16 protein-coding genes and 1 pseudogene are annotated in these 13,356 nt (G+C 62.8%); 9 read left to right on the top strand and 8 right to left on the bottom strand.

Annotated elements, in window-relative coordinates:
• Both BMW87_RS34340 and BMW87_RS34335 read right to left on the bottom strand, forming a co-directional pair.
• Window positions 1-434 (bottom strand): annotated as a pseudogene (locus BMW87_RS34340) (acyl-CoA dehydrogenase); the annotation flags it as partial.
• Window positions 435-481: 47 nt separating this feature from the next.
• Complete coding sequence (locus BMW87_RS34335) at window positions 482-1,105, bottom strand: Dps family protein (RefSeq protein WP_093083019.1); 624 nt, start codon at window positions 1,103-1,105, stop codon at window positions 482-484.
• Between the two features lie 218 nt (window positions 1,106-1,323).
• On the opposite strand from BMW87_RS34335, the gene BMW87_RS34330 reads away from it, so the two are divergent.
• A complete protein-coding gene (locus tag BMW87_RS34330) occupies window positions 1,324-2,037 on the top strand; it encodes a glycosyltransferase family 2 protein (RefSeq protein WP_093083016.1) in 714 nt (237 codons plus the stop codon).
• 4 nt (window positions 2,038-2,041) lie between these two features.
• Window positions 2,042-2,281, top strand: coding sequence for a hypothetical protein (locus tag BMW87_RS34325; RefSeq protein WP_093083021.1), 240 nt, complete (start codon window positions 2,042-2,044; stop codon window positions 2,279-2,281).
• A gap of 216 nt (window positions 2,282-2,497) precedes the next feature.
• Here BMW87_RS34325 and BMW87_RS34320 read toward each other — a convergent pair whose 3' ends face one another.
• The 6 genes from BMW87_RS34320 to BMW87_RS34300 form a co-directional block, all read right to left on the bottom strand.
• The gene (locus BMW87_RS34320; RefSeq protein ID WP_177192926.1) at window positions 2,498-2,668 is read right to left on the bottom strand and encodes a hypothetical protein; all 171 of its coding nucleotides are present in this window, start codon (window positions 2,666-2,668) and stop codon (window positions 2,498-2,500) included.
• A 100-nt stretch (window positions 2,669-2,768) separates the two neighbouring features.
• Window positions 2,769-3,140 (bottom strand): response regulator, encoded by a 372-nt coding sequence (locus BMW87_RS34315; protein ID WP_093083011.1) that lies wholly within the window; start codon window positions 3,138-3,140, stop codon window positions 2,769-2,771.
• Window positions 3,141-3,281: 141 nt separating this feature from the next.
• A complete protein-coding gene (locus tag BMW87_RS34310) occupies window positions 3,282-3,554 on the bottom strand; it encodes a hypothetical protein (RefSeq protein WP_093083009.1) in 273 nt (90 codons plus the stop codon).
• Between the two features lie 70 nt (window positions 3,555-3,624).
• The gene (locus tag BMW87_RS34305; RefSeq protein WP_093083007.1) at window positions 3,625-3,783 is read right to left on the bottom strand and encodes a DUF3309 family protein; all 159 of its coding nucleotides are present in this window, start codon (window positions 3,781-3,783) and stop codon (window positions 3,625-3,627) included.
• Between the two features lie 109 nt (window positions 3,784-3,892).
• On the bottom strand, window positions 3,893-4,066 hold the full coding sequence (locus BMW87_RS35800) for a hypothetical protein (protein ID WP_371258891.1): 174 nt from the start codon (window positions 4,064-4,066) through the stop codon (window positions 3,893-3,895).
• A gap of 12 nt (window positions 4,067-4,078) precedes the next feature.
• A complete protein-coding gene (locus BMW87_RS34300; protein ID WP_371258890.1) occupies window positions 4,079-4,585 on the bottom strand; it encodes a Crp/Fnr family transcriptional regulator in 507 nt (168 codons plus the stop codon).
• 192 nt (window positions 4,586-4,777) lie between these two features.
• Here BMW87_RS34300 and BMW87_RS34295 point away from each other — a divergent pair, with 192 nt between their 5' ends.
• From BMW87_RS34295 to BMW87_RS34265, 7 genes are all read left to right on the top strand, one after another.
• Window positions 4,778-5,815 (top strand): AraC family transcriptional regulator, encoded by a 1,038-nt coding sequence (locus BMW87_RS34295; RefSeq protein ID WP_093083005.1) that lies wholly within the window; start codon window positions 4,778-4,780, stop codon window positions 5,813-5,815.
• 119 nt (window positions 5,816-5,934) lie between these two features.
• The gene (locus BMW87_RS34290; RefSeq protein ID WP_093083002.1) at window positions 5,935-7,275 is read left to right on the top strand and encodes an MFS transporter; all 1,341 of its coding nucleotides are present in this window, start codon (window positions 5,935-5,937) and stop codon (window positions 7,273-7,275) included.
• 134 nt (window positions 7,276-7,409) lie between these two features.
• Window positions 7,410-8,177 carry an SDR family NAD(P)-dependent oxidoreductase gene (locus BMW87_RS34285; RefSeq protein ID WP_093083000.1) on the top strand — a complete coding sequence of 256 codons (768 nt, stop codon included), beginning with the start codon at window positions 7,410-7,412 and terminating at the stop codon, window positions 8,175-8,177.
• A gap of 16 nt (window positions 8,178-8,193) precedes the next feature.
• A complete protein-coding gene (locus BMW87_RS34280; RefSeq protein WP_093082997.1) occupies window positions 8,194-8,934 on the top strand; it encodes a nitroreductase in 741 nt (246 codons plus the stop codon).
• Window positions 8,931-10,583 (top strand): AMP-binding protein, encoded by a 1,653-nt coding sequence (locus BMW87_RS34275; protein WP_093082995.1) that lies wholly within the window; start codon window positions 8,931-8,933, stop codon window positions 10,581-10,583. The genes BMW87_RS34280 and BMW87_RS34275 overlap by 4 nt, the downstream gene beginning before the upstream one ends.
• Entirely contained in the window at window positions 10,576-11,025 is a 450-nt protein-coding gene (locus BMW87_RS34270; protein WP_093082992.1) for a MaoC family dehydratase, read from the top strand. The genes BMW87_RS34275 and BMW87_RS34270 overlap by 8 nt, the downstream gene beginning before the upstream one ends.
• A gap of 86 nt (window positions 11,026-11,111) precedes the next feature.
• Complete coding sequence (locus BMW87_RS34265) at window positions 11,112-12,743, top strand: tannase/feruloyl esterase family alpha/beta hydrolase (RefSeq protein ID WP_093082990.1); 1,632 nt, start codon at window positions 11,112-11,114, stop codon at window positions 12,741-12,743.
• Window positions 12,744-13,356: the final 613 nt, after the last annotated feature.

Raw genomic sequence — 13,356 nt, 5'->3', positions numbered from 1 at the left:
GCCACAGCCGCAAGGCACGGTTCGCCGGCCGCATTCCAGCAGCTCACGACGGCGTGAGTCACGCTCGCGGCGCCCGAGCACCAGGCCTTGGTGCCCGTCAGGCGAACGCGATGGTCTTCTATTGCGTCGAGCACCACGCGCGCGTCGGGCGGCTCCGCGCACCAGGTGCCCCAGCGCGCACCCGCGGGTGCGGCCGACGCGGCGCCGAGTTCGGCAAGGATGACGAGAGCATCGGCATGCCCTTCGAACAGCTTCACCAACGAAAGGTCATGGGCCGCTACATCGGCCAGCACACGCCAGCGCGCCAGGGTCCGGCCGGCGCCCGGTTTGGGAAGCACGTCGATGCCCGCGTCGACCAGATGCTTCAGCGCGAGGTCGCAACCGTAGCGAAGCTGCAGTTGCCGCAAGGCATCGGCGAGCGCGGGTTCGGACATGTGAAGTAGCGGCTATCGCACGGAGCCTTTGGCACCATCGGTCGGCGTCAGGCAGTCACCGGCGAGGCGGCGACCAGGTGCTCGGTCAGGAACCACACTTGCAGTTCGTTGGTGCGAAGCACGTTGCTGACGAACACGTCGTTGCTGCCGGCGTCGCCGGACTTGTCGGCCTGCTCGGCCGCATCGCGCGCCGAGATGATGATCTGCTCATGCGCCTCGGCCAGCCGGCGCAATTGCACGGCAGCCGGTTCGCGCCCGCGCGGCGGCCTGGCGATCTTGGTGGCTTCGGCGATGTCGGGCGCCATGGCGAGCGCAACGCCGCCAAGCAGCTGAATCCGTTCGGCAACGATGTCTACCAGCAGCACCTGGCCTTCGTAGTGCTGGTCGTACATGAGGTGCAACTGGTTGAAGGTCGGGCCCACTACCTGCCAGTGATGCTTCTTGTACATGTCGCGCAGCGTGATCGTGTCAGCCAGGCACTGGTTCAGCAGCGCCACGCTTTGCTTGCAGACCTTCTCCGACAGCCCGTTGGGGAGCTTGATGATTTCCCCGTACCGTTGCGTCTCGTGACTCTGCTGATGCAGGTTCGGCTTCACTTCCTTCGCTGACGCCGGGGTTGGCGAAGTCGGCGAGCCTGCCGCCTTTGACTTGCCGTTCTTTGATGCTGCCATGGGTGCGCTCCTGAATTTGGAAGATCGACTTCTAGCACCCGTGCAATGGCCCGCGCGTAGTCCAGCCGCCCGCTTCGAGCGGCTGTTTTTCTTCGTCGAGCCCGCATGTCTGTCGCCTACAGGCCCGCCGCGTTTCTCCTGACGTGGCGTGTACGGGCGGCTCTCTATCTTCGGTACTTGGCAGGCAATCCGATCTACAACGGCACAAGATCTCAACCATGCTAGGTATCGTCATCCCGGCGCACAACGAAGAGCAGCTCATTCGCGGATGCCTGTCTTCAGTGCGCATCGCATCGCAGCACCCCGCACTGATGGGGGAGCCCGTGGAGACGATCGTGGTGCTGGACGACTGCACGGACGCCACTGGCATCCTGGCGTCCAGCTGTGGCGCCATGACCGTCACCATTCGCGCGCGAAATGTCGGAGTGGCTCGGGCCGTGGGTGCGAAGGCTCTCCTGGCAAGGGGCGCGAGATGGCTTGCGTTCACCGATGCCGACACGCTGGTCTCGGAAGACTGGCTGGCGGCCCAACTTTCTCTTCAGACAGACGTTGTATGTGGAACGGTGTCCGTGCTGGACTGGTCGCCTCACGGGAGCCATGCAGCGCTGCTCGAGGCACATTTCCGGGAGACCTATTTCGACTGCGAATCCCATCGCCATGTGCATGGCGCAAACCTCGGCGTCTCGGCGGCGGCGTATCTTCGCGTCGGCGGGTTCAGGCACCTCGCGTGCAGCGAGGACGTCGCCCTGGTGAATGCGCTGGTCGATGCCGGCTGCAGCGTATCCTGGACTTCGCTGCCGCGGGTCGTGACCAGCGCTCGCACCGATGCACGGGCGCGTGGCGGCTTTGCGGGCGCGCTGCTGAATGCCGTGGCGCAACGCCTGGCCGAATCCGCAGGCGCTGCGATGCGACCGGCAATTGCTGGCGGGTGACGCCGTGAGTGAAGTCCTTGATCTGATCCAATGGCCGGCGTTCATCGCATCTCTCACGGCTGCTTGGCTAGTCGCATCCAGCGCGAAGCGACGCAGGAATATCGGCTTCTGGATTTTCCTGTTCAGCAATATGCTGTGGGTGGTCTGGGCCTTGCACGCATCTGCCACGGCACTCGTTGCGCTTCAGGTTTGCCTGGCCGTGCTCAACGTTCGAGGTTTATTCAAAACGGATCCGCCGACATAGGTCCGCACTCTGTCGCCGTCCGCGCAATTCATGTCGACGCGGCTTCTCGTCAAAAACTTGGCAGCCGACCCGCTGAACACCCGCGGCTGCGCAGCATGATGCCTTGCTTCAAAAACGAGGGAGTGCAATGACCGGTCGAACTGCCTTACCAGCGCTTCCACCAGGGCCGTGCAGAGTCCCAAATGGCGAGGGGGCGAGTGTCTAGCAGTTCTTGGCTCATGGCAGGAGCACTGCCGCGAAGCCGTCGGACTTCCACTTCGAGCGCGTGGGCGATGCCTCGGGCATCTCGATCGCCACGAAGCGCTCGTCGGCGCCATTCGGCAGCCTGGGCTGCCAATCCGTGTTGATCTGAGTTTTCCAGTTCCACCATGGAGAGGGATTTTTCATTGCTTATGACAACTGGCTGTAGGCGGACGGAGTGTGCGCTTGTACGAAAAGATACAAATAGCTGTCTGCGCTTGCAGGCGCGCATCAATGGGACCGCCCGTCAATGCACGGCAGCGCAATAGGCGAGGAACTCATTGACCTCTGCTGCCTTATCGAAGACCGCATCGGCGCCCAGACGAATGCACTCCGCACGGTTGTCTGGAGAAGCCGCATTGGTCAACGCCACCACGATCCCTCTCTTCCCGCCGAGCGCTGAAAGGGCGGCCAACACGCCGAGCCCTGTGCCATGTTTCAGCAATAGGTCCACGACGAGAAGCTGCCATGCCTCTTCATTCGCCTGGAGCCAGGCCACAGCTTCGGTCTCGGAGAGCGCAGTACCTATTACCTCGGCCTGCAAGTAGCCCTCGAGTACAACCTTGAGGCTGTCTTGGATCAATGGCTCATCTTCCACAATAAAAACGGCAAGCGTCATTTTGGGGAGCCTCCTGCGGATATCGACATCGAATGCGGGGGGCGCATTGCCAATGTCCTGTAGAAGGTCGTGCTTTCGAGGAGGCCCTGTTGTAGGTAGACACCGCGTCAGCTTGTTGGCGCAGCAGCCAAGCCCGTCCCGTTATCGTGCGTCCGACGCCTCCAGATCGGCAGGGCGCTGTGTCGAGTTCAACAGGGAACAAGCACGCATCTTCAGGGCCGCTTCGCCCTTGGCCGTCACCCGTATCACCGTGGCCTGACCGGAGTAAGTTGTTCGCCCTTGGTAGTGCATGAACGGCGGAAGATCTGCCTCTATCAGTCTTGCAGCGCGCAGCAAATCACATTTCTCGATGTCCTCGTGCACGTCGATGGTCACTGGCATATCTGCGGAGCAAAGCCGCTCGAGCAATTGCATGGGCATTGCAGATCCTCGCATCGATGCAGGTCGACGTCGCCGGTTGATGAACTCGCTTGCACCGCAGTGCCTAGAGGCGTCCCGTCAACAACAAGACGATCAGCACGAGCACGACGACGCCGAGAATGCCGCTCGGACCGTAACCCCAGCTGCGGCTGTGCGGCCATGACGGAAACGCCCCGATCAGAACGAGGATCAGGATGATCAGAAGAATGGTGCCAATGCTCATGATTCACTCCTAGGTGCTTGCTTGATATCAAGTTACCGAAGCGGCGCATTCCAGTCTGTTCGCTATCGAACAAACCGGAATGCACTGCCTGGTTGTCCGACCGCCGGCGTCAGTCCAGCGTGTCGGCGTAGGCCTTCCGATCGGCCGCGTAGCAGCCGCACGCTGCCGCTTCCAGGCCGCTGCGATCAAGCACCTTGAGATCGCCACGGTGGTAAGCAATCAGCCCGCTGTGCTGCAAGGCGTTGGCAGCCACGGTGATGCCCACGCGTCGCACGCCGAGCATGTAGGCCAGGTATTAATGCGTCACGCGAAAGCTGTCGCAGTGGGCTCGGTCCTGGCTCATCAGCAGCCACCGGGCCAGACGTGGGCCGATCTGATGGAAGCGAAGACATGCGGCCGAGGTTGTCAGCTGGGCCATCAGCACGTAGAGGTAGCGACTCAGCACGCGCTGCAAGGCCACGCTGCGTTCGAGCTCCTTGCGGAAGGCACCCGCGTCGACGCGCCATGCCGTCCCCGCACCTTGCACAACCGCACGCAGGGGCGTTGTGCCCACCCCCAGCACGATTTGCGCGCCCAGCATGCCCTCGCGCCCGACCATCCCGACTTCGAGCTCAGGGCTGCCGCCGGTCAACGTCAACAGCGAAATAAAGCCTTCCGTGGGGAAATAGGCGTAGCGCGTGTACTCGCCGGGCGAGCAGAGCACGTCGGCCAAGATCAATGGAATGGGTTCGCAGATGGCGAGGAAGCGCCGACGGTCCTTCGCGGGAAGCAGTTCGATCAGATGGTTCTCGACGGCGGTCAATCTCGCCCTCCGGTGCGTTGGCAGTCCGAACAAGTCTGCAACCGTCGTCAAAGTCGTGGGATCGAGCGAAGCGCACTCGCCTAGACTTGGGGCAGCGTGGTGCCGCCAGCGGCACAACCGGGAGGCGTTGCCGCCCGCCCTGGATCGTGCCGAGCGCGCACACCTGATCAAAGCCATTCGCCGGAGACGAGCATGAAGTCCGCAGGACTGAAGGGAACCATCGCGATCGAACTCGTGCATGAAGCGCTTCATGCCGCGCAGCTTCGCAACATGGAGATCACCCATGTCCTTGAGCTCGCCAAGCTGGATCGCGAGTTGCTGAACTCTCCTCGCGCGCGCATCTCCGCAGCGGCGTATTCGCGCATGTGGGTCGCGCTTGCCGATCTGATGGACGACGAATTCTTCGGCTTGGACAGCCACGGGCTTCGGCGGGGAAGCTATGCGCTCATGACCCGTACCGCTGTCAGCTCGCACAACCTCGAACACGCCCTGCGCCGCATTCTCAGATTTCTTCGATCGACGCTGGACGATTTTCGTGGCGAGTTGATCCGTACGGAAAGCGAAGCTCGCGTGATCCTCCACGACGGCGGCGTGCTGCGCCGGCTGTTCGGCTACGGCACCTGGTTCATCCTCGTGCACGGCCTGGCATGCTGGCTTGTGCATCGGCGCATTCCCTTGAGCGAGCTGCAGTTTCGGTGCGCGCCTCCCGCCGACGACAGCCACTACCGCACACGGTTTTGCGACAACGTGAGCTTCAATGCCAAGACCACGCACATCGTGTTCGCGAGCGACCTGCTGGACCTGAAGATCGCGGAGACGCCCGAGACGGTCGACAGCTTTCTGAGGGCGGCGCCAGCCAACCTGCTGGTTCAATACCGCAACGACGCCAGTACAAGCGCCCAGATCCGAAAGAGTTTGCGCAGCCGGATGCCGGACGAGTGGCCGGAGCTGGAAAGGATCGCTCGGGAATTACGCCTTTCCAGTACAACCCTACAACGCAGGCTGCAACAAGAAGGGTTGAGCTATCAACGGTTGAAGGACGACCTGCGCCGGGACATCGCCATTGACTTGCTCTCGAGCGCGTCGCTGACCGTGGCGGAGGTTGCCGCTCAGACTGGATTCCAGGAAACGAGTGCGTTCCATCGCGCCTTCAAGAAGTGGACTGGCGTCAGCCCCGGCACCTATCGCTCCTCCAGCAACACGACGCAGGAATGCTCACCGCGCCCGTAGCTACCGTGTCCTGACGCCCCGCCCATATTGAGGCCCTTGGGCATGGGCACCGAAGAGTTGCAGAAATAACCTCCGGTCGACGCCGCACAAAGCGGCCAACACTAACGACAGGAGACAACATGCAACAAGTCGATGTGCACGCCTTGGCGGGTCGATCGCGCTTCAATGGATTCCACGGGCTCGTTCTTTTCTGGTGCGTGCTGATCCTCATCATCGACGGCTATGACCTGGCCGTCGTCGGGGCAGCGCTCCCGTCGATCATGAAAGACATGGGGGTCGATGCAACAAGCGCCGGCGTCATGGCCGGCTCCGCGCTGCTCGGCACGATGCTGGGGGCCATCTCTCTTGGCACCTTGGCGGATCGAATCGGGCGCCCTCGCATGATCGCGGTGTGCGTTGCGCTCTTCAGCCTTTTCACCGCTGCGGCCGGTTTGACCAACGACCCGATCAGCTTCAGCGTCGCCCGCTTCATCGCCGGCCTGGGCATCGGGGGCGTGCTCCCCATCGTGACGGCGCAGATGGGCGAATTCGCTCCATCGAATCTGCGCACACGCCTGGTGACTCTGGTGTTTGCCGGCTATTCAGTGGGCGGCATTCTTGTCGCCCTGACCGCCAAGCAACTCATCGAAGGCTACGGGTGGCAGTGGGTTTTCTACGTGGCAGGGCTCCCTGTGCTTCTGATCCCGCTCATCCTCAAGACGATGCCGGAGTCGCTGTCGTTCCTCGTCAAGAAGGGTGACCAACGACAGCTCAGGGCGATGGCGGCAAGGATTGCGCCTGAGCAGTTGCATGCAGTGGACGCCATCTACGGTGGATCGCCCACCGACAAGGTGCGCGCAGCACCCATACGCAGCCTGTTCGAGGAAGGCCGGGGGCTTAGCACCGTGATGATCTGGGTCGCATTCATGACGGGCCTTTTCATGGTCTACGCGCTGAACTCGTGGCTCACCAAACTGATGGCCATGGCGGGGTACAGCCTCGGCTCCGCCCTGAACTTTGTGATCGTCTTCAACGTCGGTGCCATTGTTGGCGCGATCGGCGGAGGCCTGCTGAGCGACAAGTTCAATATCAAGCACGTTCTGATCGGCTTCTATGCCGTAGGTGCCATATCGCTGACCGCACTCGCCTATACGAAGTCGACCGAGCTGCTGTTCCTGGCCGTGTTCATCGTTGGTGCTTCCACGTTGGGCACGCAACTCCTGGCCTATGCATACGCCGGCGATTTCTATTCGCCCGCGACACGGTCAACGGGCGTGGGCTTCGCATCCGGCGTTGGCCGCATCGGCGCCATCGTCGCGCCGGTTCTGATCGGTTGGCTTGTCTCCTTGAAGCTTCCCATGGAGCAGAACTTCATGGCGATCGCGGTTGCCGGGCTTCTAGGGGCTATCGCCGTCACGTTCGTGAACCAGTCGCGAGCCGACTCGACGCGCGCCAGCGCCGTGAACGCATTGGCCAGCTAGCAAGCAAAAGCCCGCATCGGAATGTCCGTATGCCCCACGCTACTGACGTGATCGGACATGGCCGCAAAGGCACACGGTGGATAGAGTGAACCGACAAGGCGCCTGCCGGTGAGCAGGCGCGAAGGAGACAAGAATTGCAAGCAACAGATCGTGGTTTCGTGATCACGGGTGCAGGTTCCGGCCTGGGCGCAGCGACGGCCCGACGCCTGATGAGAGCAGGGGCTTCCGTCCTTCTTTTGGACCGGGACATTGCCGCAGCGCAAGCCCTTTGCGATGAGCTGGGAGAGCGGTCCATTGCAGTCCGGGCCGACGTCACGTCCGCGGCCGATGTCGAGAACGCGCTGAGTCTGTTCCGCGAAGCCTTCGGCGACCTCCACGGCGCCGTCAACTGTGCCGGGGTGGCGCCCGCAGAGAAGGTGCTGGGGCGCGAGCGCCCCCACGACCTGGATGCCTTCGCGCGCACGATCCAGATCAATCTTGTCGGCACCTTCAATGTTCTGCGGCTTGCGGCCGCGCAGATTGCGAAGAACAGCGCCGCAGAAGACGGCGAGCGCGGCGTGATCGTCAACACGGCGTCGGTTGCCGCCTTCGATGGCCAGATTGGCCAAGCGGGATACGCCGCCTCCAAAGGGGGGATTGCCGCCATGACTTTGCCCGTTGCAAGGGAACTCGCGCGCGTGGGCATTCGGGTGGTGGCCGTGGCGCCGGGGATCATGGAGACGCCGATGCTTTCGGCCATGCCGGCTGAGGTGCAGCAAGCGCTTGGGCAGATGGTGCCTTTCCCTCCGCGCTTGGGTCGTCCGGACGAGTTCGCGGGCCTGGTGCTGCACATCATCGAAAACCAGTACCTCAACGGCGAGGTGATTCGTCTCGACGGTGCGATCCGGATGGCTCCCAAGTAAGACAAGGATTTTCCGAATGAACCGAGTGACCGCGCCCGCGTTGAGCGCAGAAGTCCTGAGAGAAGCCGTGGATTGGGCCATCTCCAGTCGGCGCAGCGTACGGGCTTTCCTGCCCACGCCCGTGCCTTCCGAGGAAGTCGAAGCCATTCTCTCGACGGCGCGTTACAGCGCCTCCGGCATGAACATGCAGCCTTGGCGCGTGCATGTGTTGACCGGCGAGGCGAAGGCGAAGCTGTCCGAGGCTCTGGCCGAGCTCGACGACGACCCGGAAGGTTCGCGGGACCTTCAGGAGCCCTATGACTACTACCCGCGCGAATGGTTTTCCCCGTATATAGAACGGCGCCGAAAAGTCGGTTGGGACCTGTATGGCCTGCTGGGAATAGCCAAGGGCGACAAGGAGCGCATGCACAAGCAGCATGGGCGCAACTATCGCTTCTTTGACGCTCCCGTCGGGCTCTTCTTCACCGTGAATCGCGAACTCGCGGAAGGAAGCCTGCTGGACTACGGCATGTTTCTGCAGAGCGTGATGATCGCTGCGAGGGCGCGGAATATTCACACCTGCCCTCAGGCAGCGTTCCTCAAGTTTCACCGCCAGATCGCCGACTTCCTGGAGATTCCCGTCGGGCAGATGCTCGTGTGCGGCATGAGCCTTGGCTATGCCGACCCAGCTTCCATCGAGAACTCGCTCGTCACCGAGCGCGAGCCGGTGTCGACCTTCACGACGTTTCACCACACCACCAAGGAGACAAGACCATGAGTGCGAAGTCCTATGGAACGGGCCTTGACCGCTGCGAAGCGAACCATGTGCCACTGACGCCGCTTGGCTTCCTGGATAGGGCCGCCCTCGTGCATCCGAAGCGCGTGGCGGTGGTGCATGGCGATCTGACGCGGACGTGGGAGCAGACACGCGAGCGCTGCTATCGCCTCGCGTCGGCACTTGTCGCGCGAGGCATCGAGCCGGGCGACACCGTCTCCGTCCTCGCGCCCAACACACCGGCCATGCTGGAGGCGCATTTCGGCGTGCCGCTGGCCGGTGCGGTCCTCAACGCCATCAATCACCGTTTGGACGCGGAGGGAATCGCGTTCATCTTGCGGCACGGCGAGTGCAGGCTGCTGCTGGTCGATCGCGAGTTCTCCGCTGTCGTCGCCGCGGCGCTGAAGAAGCTCGACCATCCGCCTTCGGTGATCGATATCGAAGATCATCTGGCACCGCCAGGCGAGCGCATCGGCGAGGCTGACTACGAATCGCTGCTCGCAAGTGGCGATCCGGATTTCGCGGGCCGCTGGCCGTCTGACGAGTGGCAGCCCATCGCCCTGAACTACACCTCCGGAACGACGGGCGATCCCAAGGGCGTGGTCGTCAGCCACCGCGGCACTTACCTGATGAGCCTGCTCCAGAACACGAACTGGGCCGTTCCGCGGGCGCCGAGGTATCTGTGGACGCTGCCCATGTTCCACGCGAACGGTTGGTGCTTCACGTGGGCCATCACGGCAGCGGCGGGTACGCATGTCTGCCTTCGCCGGGTGTCCGCCGAAGCGGTACTGCAGGCGATCGAGGCGCACCAGGTCGATCATCTCTGTGCCGCGCCGATCGTCATGGCCATGCTGGCGGACTCTTCGCGGCACACCAGGTTGAGCCGGCCGGTGCGTGTACTGACCGCCGGATCGCCTCCGCCGATCTCCGTGCTGGACGCGGTGTTGGCCATGGGCTTCGACGTGGAGCATGTCTTCGGCATCACAGAGGTATCCGGCACGCCGGTGAGCTGTGTCTGGCAGGACGGGTGGGACGACCTCCCGCCGGCCGATCAAGGCAAGCTCAGAGTGAGGCAGGGCGCGAGGGCCGCCATGTTCGAAGGCCTCATGGTCGGCGACGCGGACACGCTCGATCCTGTTCCTCGGGACGGCAAGACCGTCGGTGAATTGATGCTGCGCGGAAACACGGTGATGATGGGCTACTTCAAGAACGAAGCGGCCACGCGCAAGGCACTCGCGGGCGGCTGGTTCCGTACCGGCGACGTCGCGGTGCTCCATGAGAACGGCTATGCCCAGATCACCGACCGTTCGAAGGACGTGATCATCTCGGGCGGAGAGAACATCTCGTCCGTCGAAGTCGAAGACGTGATTCATGGACATCCAGCGGTGCTGCACGCCGCCGTGGTCGCTCAGCCAGACCCGAAATGGGGCGAAGTCCCTTGCGTCTTCATTGAACTGCGAGCCGGCGTTGCAGCACCGACCGAAGAGGAGATATTGAATTTCTGCCGCGAACGCCTGGCCCACTTCAAATGTCCGCGCCGCGTGGTGTTCACAAGCCTCCCCAAGACCGCCACCGGAAAAATCCAGAAGTTCCGATTGCGCCAGGAAGCGGGAAGCACGGAAGCCATCACCAGGTTGGCAACTCATGATTGAGTGCATGCCGGCGGTGGGCCCCGCGATTCAGGCTGGGTACTGCTTCTCGCGCGTCCATCGCTTCGATGACGAGCAGGTTCGCACGTTTGCACGGGCAGCGGGGGACGAGAACCCGCTGCACCACGACTCAGACTTCGCACACAGCACGCGTTTCGGTGGACTGATCGCCAGCGGGGCGCATACGACCTCACTCTTGATGGGCTTGGTCGGGTCTCACTTCGCCAAGAGGGGCCATGTCTTGGGCATGAGCTTTTCGGTCGATCTGCTGTATCCCGTATTCGCAACTGAGACCGTGACCCTGGCGTGGGTCGTGACATCCACATCGGCCGCCGCCCGCCGGAAGAACGGAAGCGTTCTCGAACTGGAGGGTTCGATGAAGGACGCGAATGGGCGGGTCAGCGTGCTCGCGTACGGCAGGGTCTTGTTCGATCCGGGACTCTAAGTCGAGGTCACGCCCCGAGGGGTGACCCGTTTCGCTCGGGCAAGCAGGCGCCTGCCCATTCTTAAAACGAGCTATTGGAGACAGAAATGATCAATCTGGATAGGCCCTCTCGCGCTTGGCCAGGGGCCGCCGCCGCCACAGCACATCGTGCAAGCAAATCGGACCCTGGACGCCCTCTGAAGAAGGCGGCCGCGCTCTTGCTGGCGGCACCCCTTTTTTTGGTTGCTTGCGGCGGCGGTTCTTCGGGTGCAGCGCCTGCGGTGCCAGTGGTGGCCAAGTCGGCCGAGGCCGCGTGCAAGGAATTGCAGGGCCAGACTTTCGAAGGTGCAGTCGTTGCCAAGGCGCAGTTTTTTCCGACGGCGGGAGCAGTTCCCGAGAACTGCCTCGTACGCGGCGAGATGCCCAAGGATCTGGCCTTCGAAGTCAGGATACCAACGGCGTGGAACCATCGGACCGTCTTCATGGGGGGCGGCGGATTCGATGGTGTGATTACCGCCAGCGCGTCCAGCCCGGGCGTGGCCGAGAGGGGTTATGCCACGATCGCGACGAACCACGGGCACTCCGGGTCGAGCCTTGAGGGAAGTTTCGCCCTGGATGCCGACATGCTCAACGACTACGCGTACCTGGCGGTGGCACGGGTGCTTCCTGCGGCAAAGGCGATCATGAAGGCCCGCCTGGGCAGCGCAGAAGTCGCCGGCGCGAAGATGGTGTACGAAGGTTGCTCCGGCGGTGGACGCCAAGGCCTGATCCAGGCGCAACGGTATCCAGACGCGTTCGACGGCGTCATTTCGCGCGCACCCGCGAATGCCTACACGCCACAGTTCCTCTACTACCAAAAGCAGATGAAGCAGTTAGCCAAGCCCGGCGCAGCCCTGAGCAAGGCGAAGGTCCAGACCATTGCCAATGCCGTGATGGGCCAGTGCGACGGACTCGACGGGCTCAAAGACAATGTTATCGGTCGGCCCGACCTTTGCACGTTCAACCTGTCCGCGCTCAAGTGCACAGGCGCCGAGTCGGATTCGTGCCTGACGGATTCCCAACTGGAATCGGCTAGGACGATGTACGAGCCCACCAGCGTGGCAGGGGGGCGCTACAAATGGCCGGGATTTCCCTTTGGAGGAGAAACGGCCGACCCGGCGCTTCTGCAAGCCTGGGGTGGACTCGGCCCGATGCTGCTTGGCGGCGACTTCATGAAGTACTTCGTCGCCCAGAGCGCGACCGCGGATCCCCTGCAGATCGACCCGGCGCAGTACACATCGCGTCTCGACTATCTCGTCGGCTTGATCGATGCGGTGAACCCGGACCTCTCGCGGTTCAGGGCACATGGGGGCAAGTTGCTGCTTTGGCATGGCCTGACGGATTGGTTGATCACGCCGCATAACACCACGGACTACTACAACAAGGTGATTGCCTCGGCGGGTGGCCAGACCGCGGCGGACCAATTTGTCGAGTACTATCAGGCGCCTGGCGTCGATCACTGCGCCAACGGGCTCGGTGTCGGAAAAGGCGCTGACCAGGTTGACCTGGTCGGGCCCATGTTCGACTGGGTCGAAAAGGGCGTGAAGCCGTCGAGCAAGAAAATCGTAGCGAGCAATAGCTTGGCAGCGCCGGGGACCAAAGCCATGCAACGCCCGCTCTGCAAGTATCCGCAGTTCGCAAAGTACAACGGTAGCGGCGATCCAGACGCTGAATCAAGCTTCATCTGCACGCCCCCGTAGCCACCCGATCAGCCATTCGGCCGCAACCCTGACCCGGCGGGGGCGGCAGAAATCTTTGGCTAACCAGCGGCTGTTGATTGGAGTGAACCCCTGCGGCTGGACCACCGGGCAGATCAGAACTGATACGCTGGCCGGGCCTTCAAAGGGATGTCTACTACGGCCTTGGCTACCTGCGAGCCAATGTCGCAGACAAGAAGCATGAAGCACTCGCCTGCGACACCGACCGCGCACAAGGCCTCATGTGCGAAGAGACCTGGGGCGCCGACCGTTAGCGCAGGAGGTGTCAAGCACGCACCTGCGGCAGGACTGGTGTCCCCCAATTCGCCGCCTGCCACCTCTACTCCCCCGGCAAGCGAAGACCGTCACTTGCCAGACTTGGGTAGCCGCTGCGGGCACCCTCGCCGCACCAGGAACCGATGATTCCTGGCGCGGCGTCCCCTCACCACTTCATGCGCAGCCCGATCGAGCCCTGCAGGGAGGTCTTCACATCCGACGCGCCGCCCGAGGCCCACAGCTTTCCGACTTCGCCGTAAATGCTGGTGGTCTGGTTCAGCGCCAGGGTGAGGCCGCCGGCCAGTTCGCTGACAGTGGAGCCGGTGCGGCTCGTGATGTC

The sequence above is a fragment of the Variovorax sp. OV084 genome (assembly GCF_900111625.1).
GTDB lineage: Bacteria > Pseudomonadota > Gammaproteobacteria > Burkholderiales > Burkholderiaceae_C > Variovorax.
This window is presented reverse-complemented; position numbering and strand designations above follow the sequence as displayed.

Bases quoted from the DNA above. Each gene is read 5' to 3' on its own strand.
- BMW87_RS34335 (WP_093083019.1), bottom strand. From the start codon at position 1,105: ATGGCAGCATCAAAGAACGGCAAGTCAAAGGCGGCAGGCTCGCCGACT.
- BMW87_RS34330 (WP_093083016.1), top strand. From the start codon at position 1,324: ATGCTAGGTATCGTCATCCCGGCGCACAACGAAGAGCAGCTCATTCGC.
- BMW87_RS34320 (WP_177192926.1), bottom strand. From the start codon at position 2,668: ATGAAAAATCCCTCTCCATGGTGGAACTGGAAAACTCAGATCAACACG.
- BMW87_RS34315 (WP_093083011.1), bottom strand. From the start codon at position 3,140: ATGACGCTTGCCGTTTTTATTGTGGAAGATGAGCCATTGATCCAAGAC.
- BMW87_RS34310 (WP_093083009.1), bottom strand. From the start codon at position 3,554: ATGCAATTGCTCGAGCGGCTTTGCTCCGCAGATATGCCAGTGACCATC.
- BMW87_RS34305 (WP_093083007.1), bottom strand. From the start codon at position 3,783: ATGAGCATTGGCACCATTCTTCTGATCATCCTGATCCTCGTTCTGATC.
- BMW87_RS35800 (WP_371258891.1), bottom strand. From the start codon at position 4,066: ATGCTCGGCGTGCGACGCGTGGGCATCACCGTGGCTGCCAACGCCTTG.
- BMW87_RS34295 (WP_093083005.1), top strand. From the start codon at position 4,778: ATGAAGTCCGCAGGACTGAAGGGAACCATCGCGATCGAACTCGTGCAT.
- BMW87_RS34290 (WP_093083002.1), top strand. From the start codon at position 5,935: ATGCAACAAGTCGATGTGCACGCCTTGGCGGGTCGATCGCGCTTCAAT.
- BMW87_RS34280 (WP_093082997.1), top strand. From the start codon at position 8,194: ATGAACCGAGTGACCGCGCCCGCGTTGAGCGCAGAAGTCCTGAGAGAA.
- BMW87_RS34275 (WP_093082995.1), top strand. From the start codon at position 8,931: ATGAGTGCGAAGTCCTATGGAACGGGCCTTGACCGCTGCGAAGCGAAC.
- BMW87_RS34270 (WP_093082992.1), top strand. From the start codon at position 10,576: ATGATTGAGTGCATGCCGGCGGTGGGCCCCGCGATTCAGGCTGGGTAC.
- BMW87_RS34265 (WP_093082990.1), top strand. From the start codon at position 11,112: ATGATCAATCTGGATAGGCCCTCTCGCGCTTGGCCAGGGGCCGCCGCC.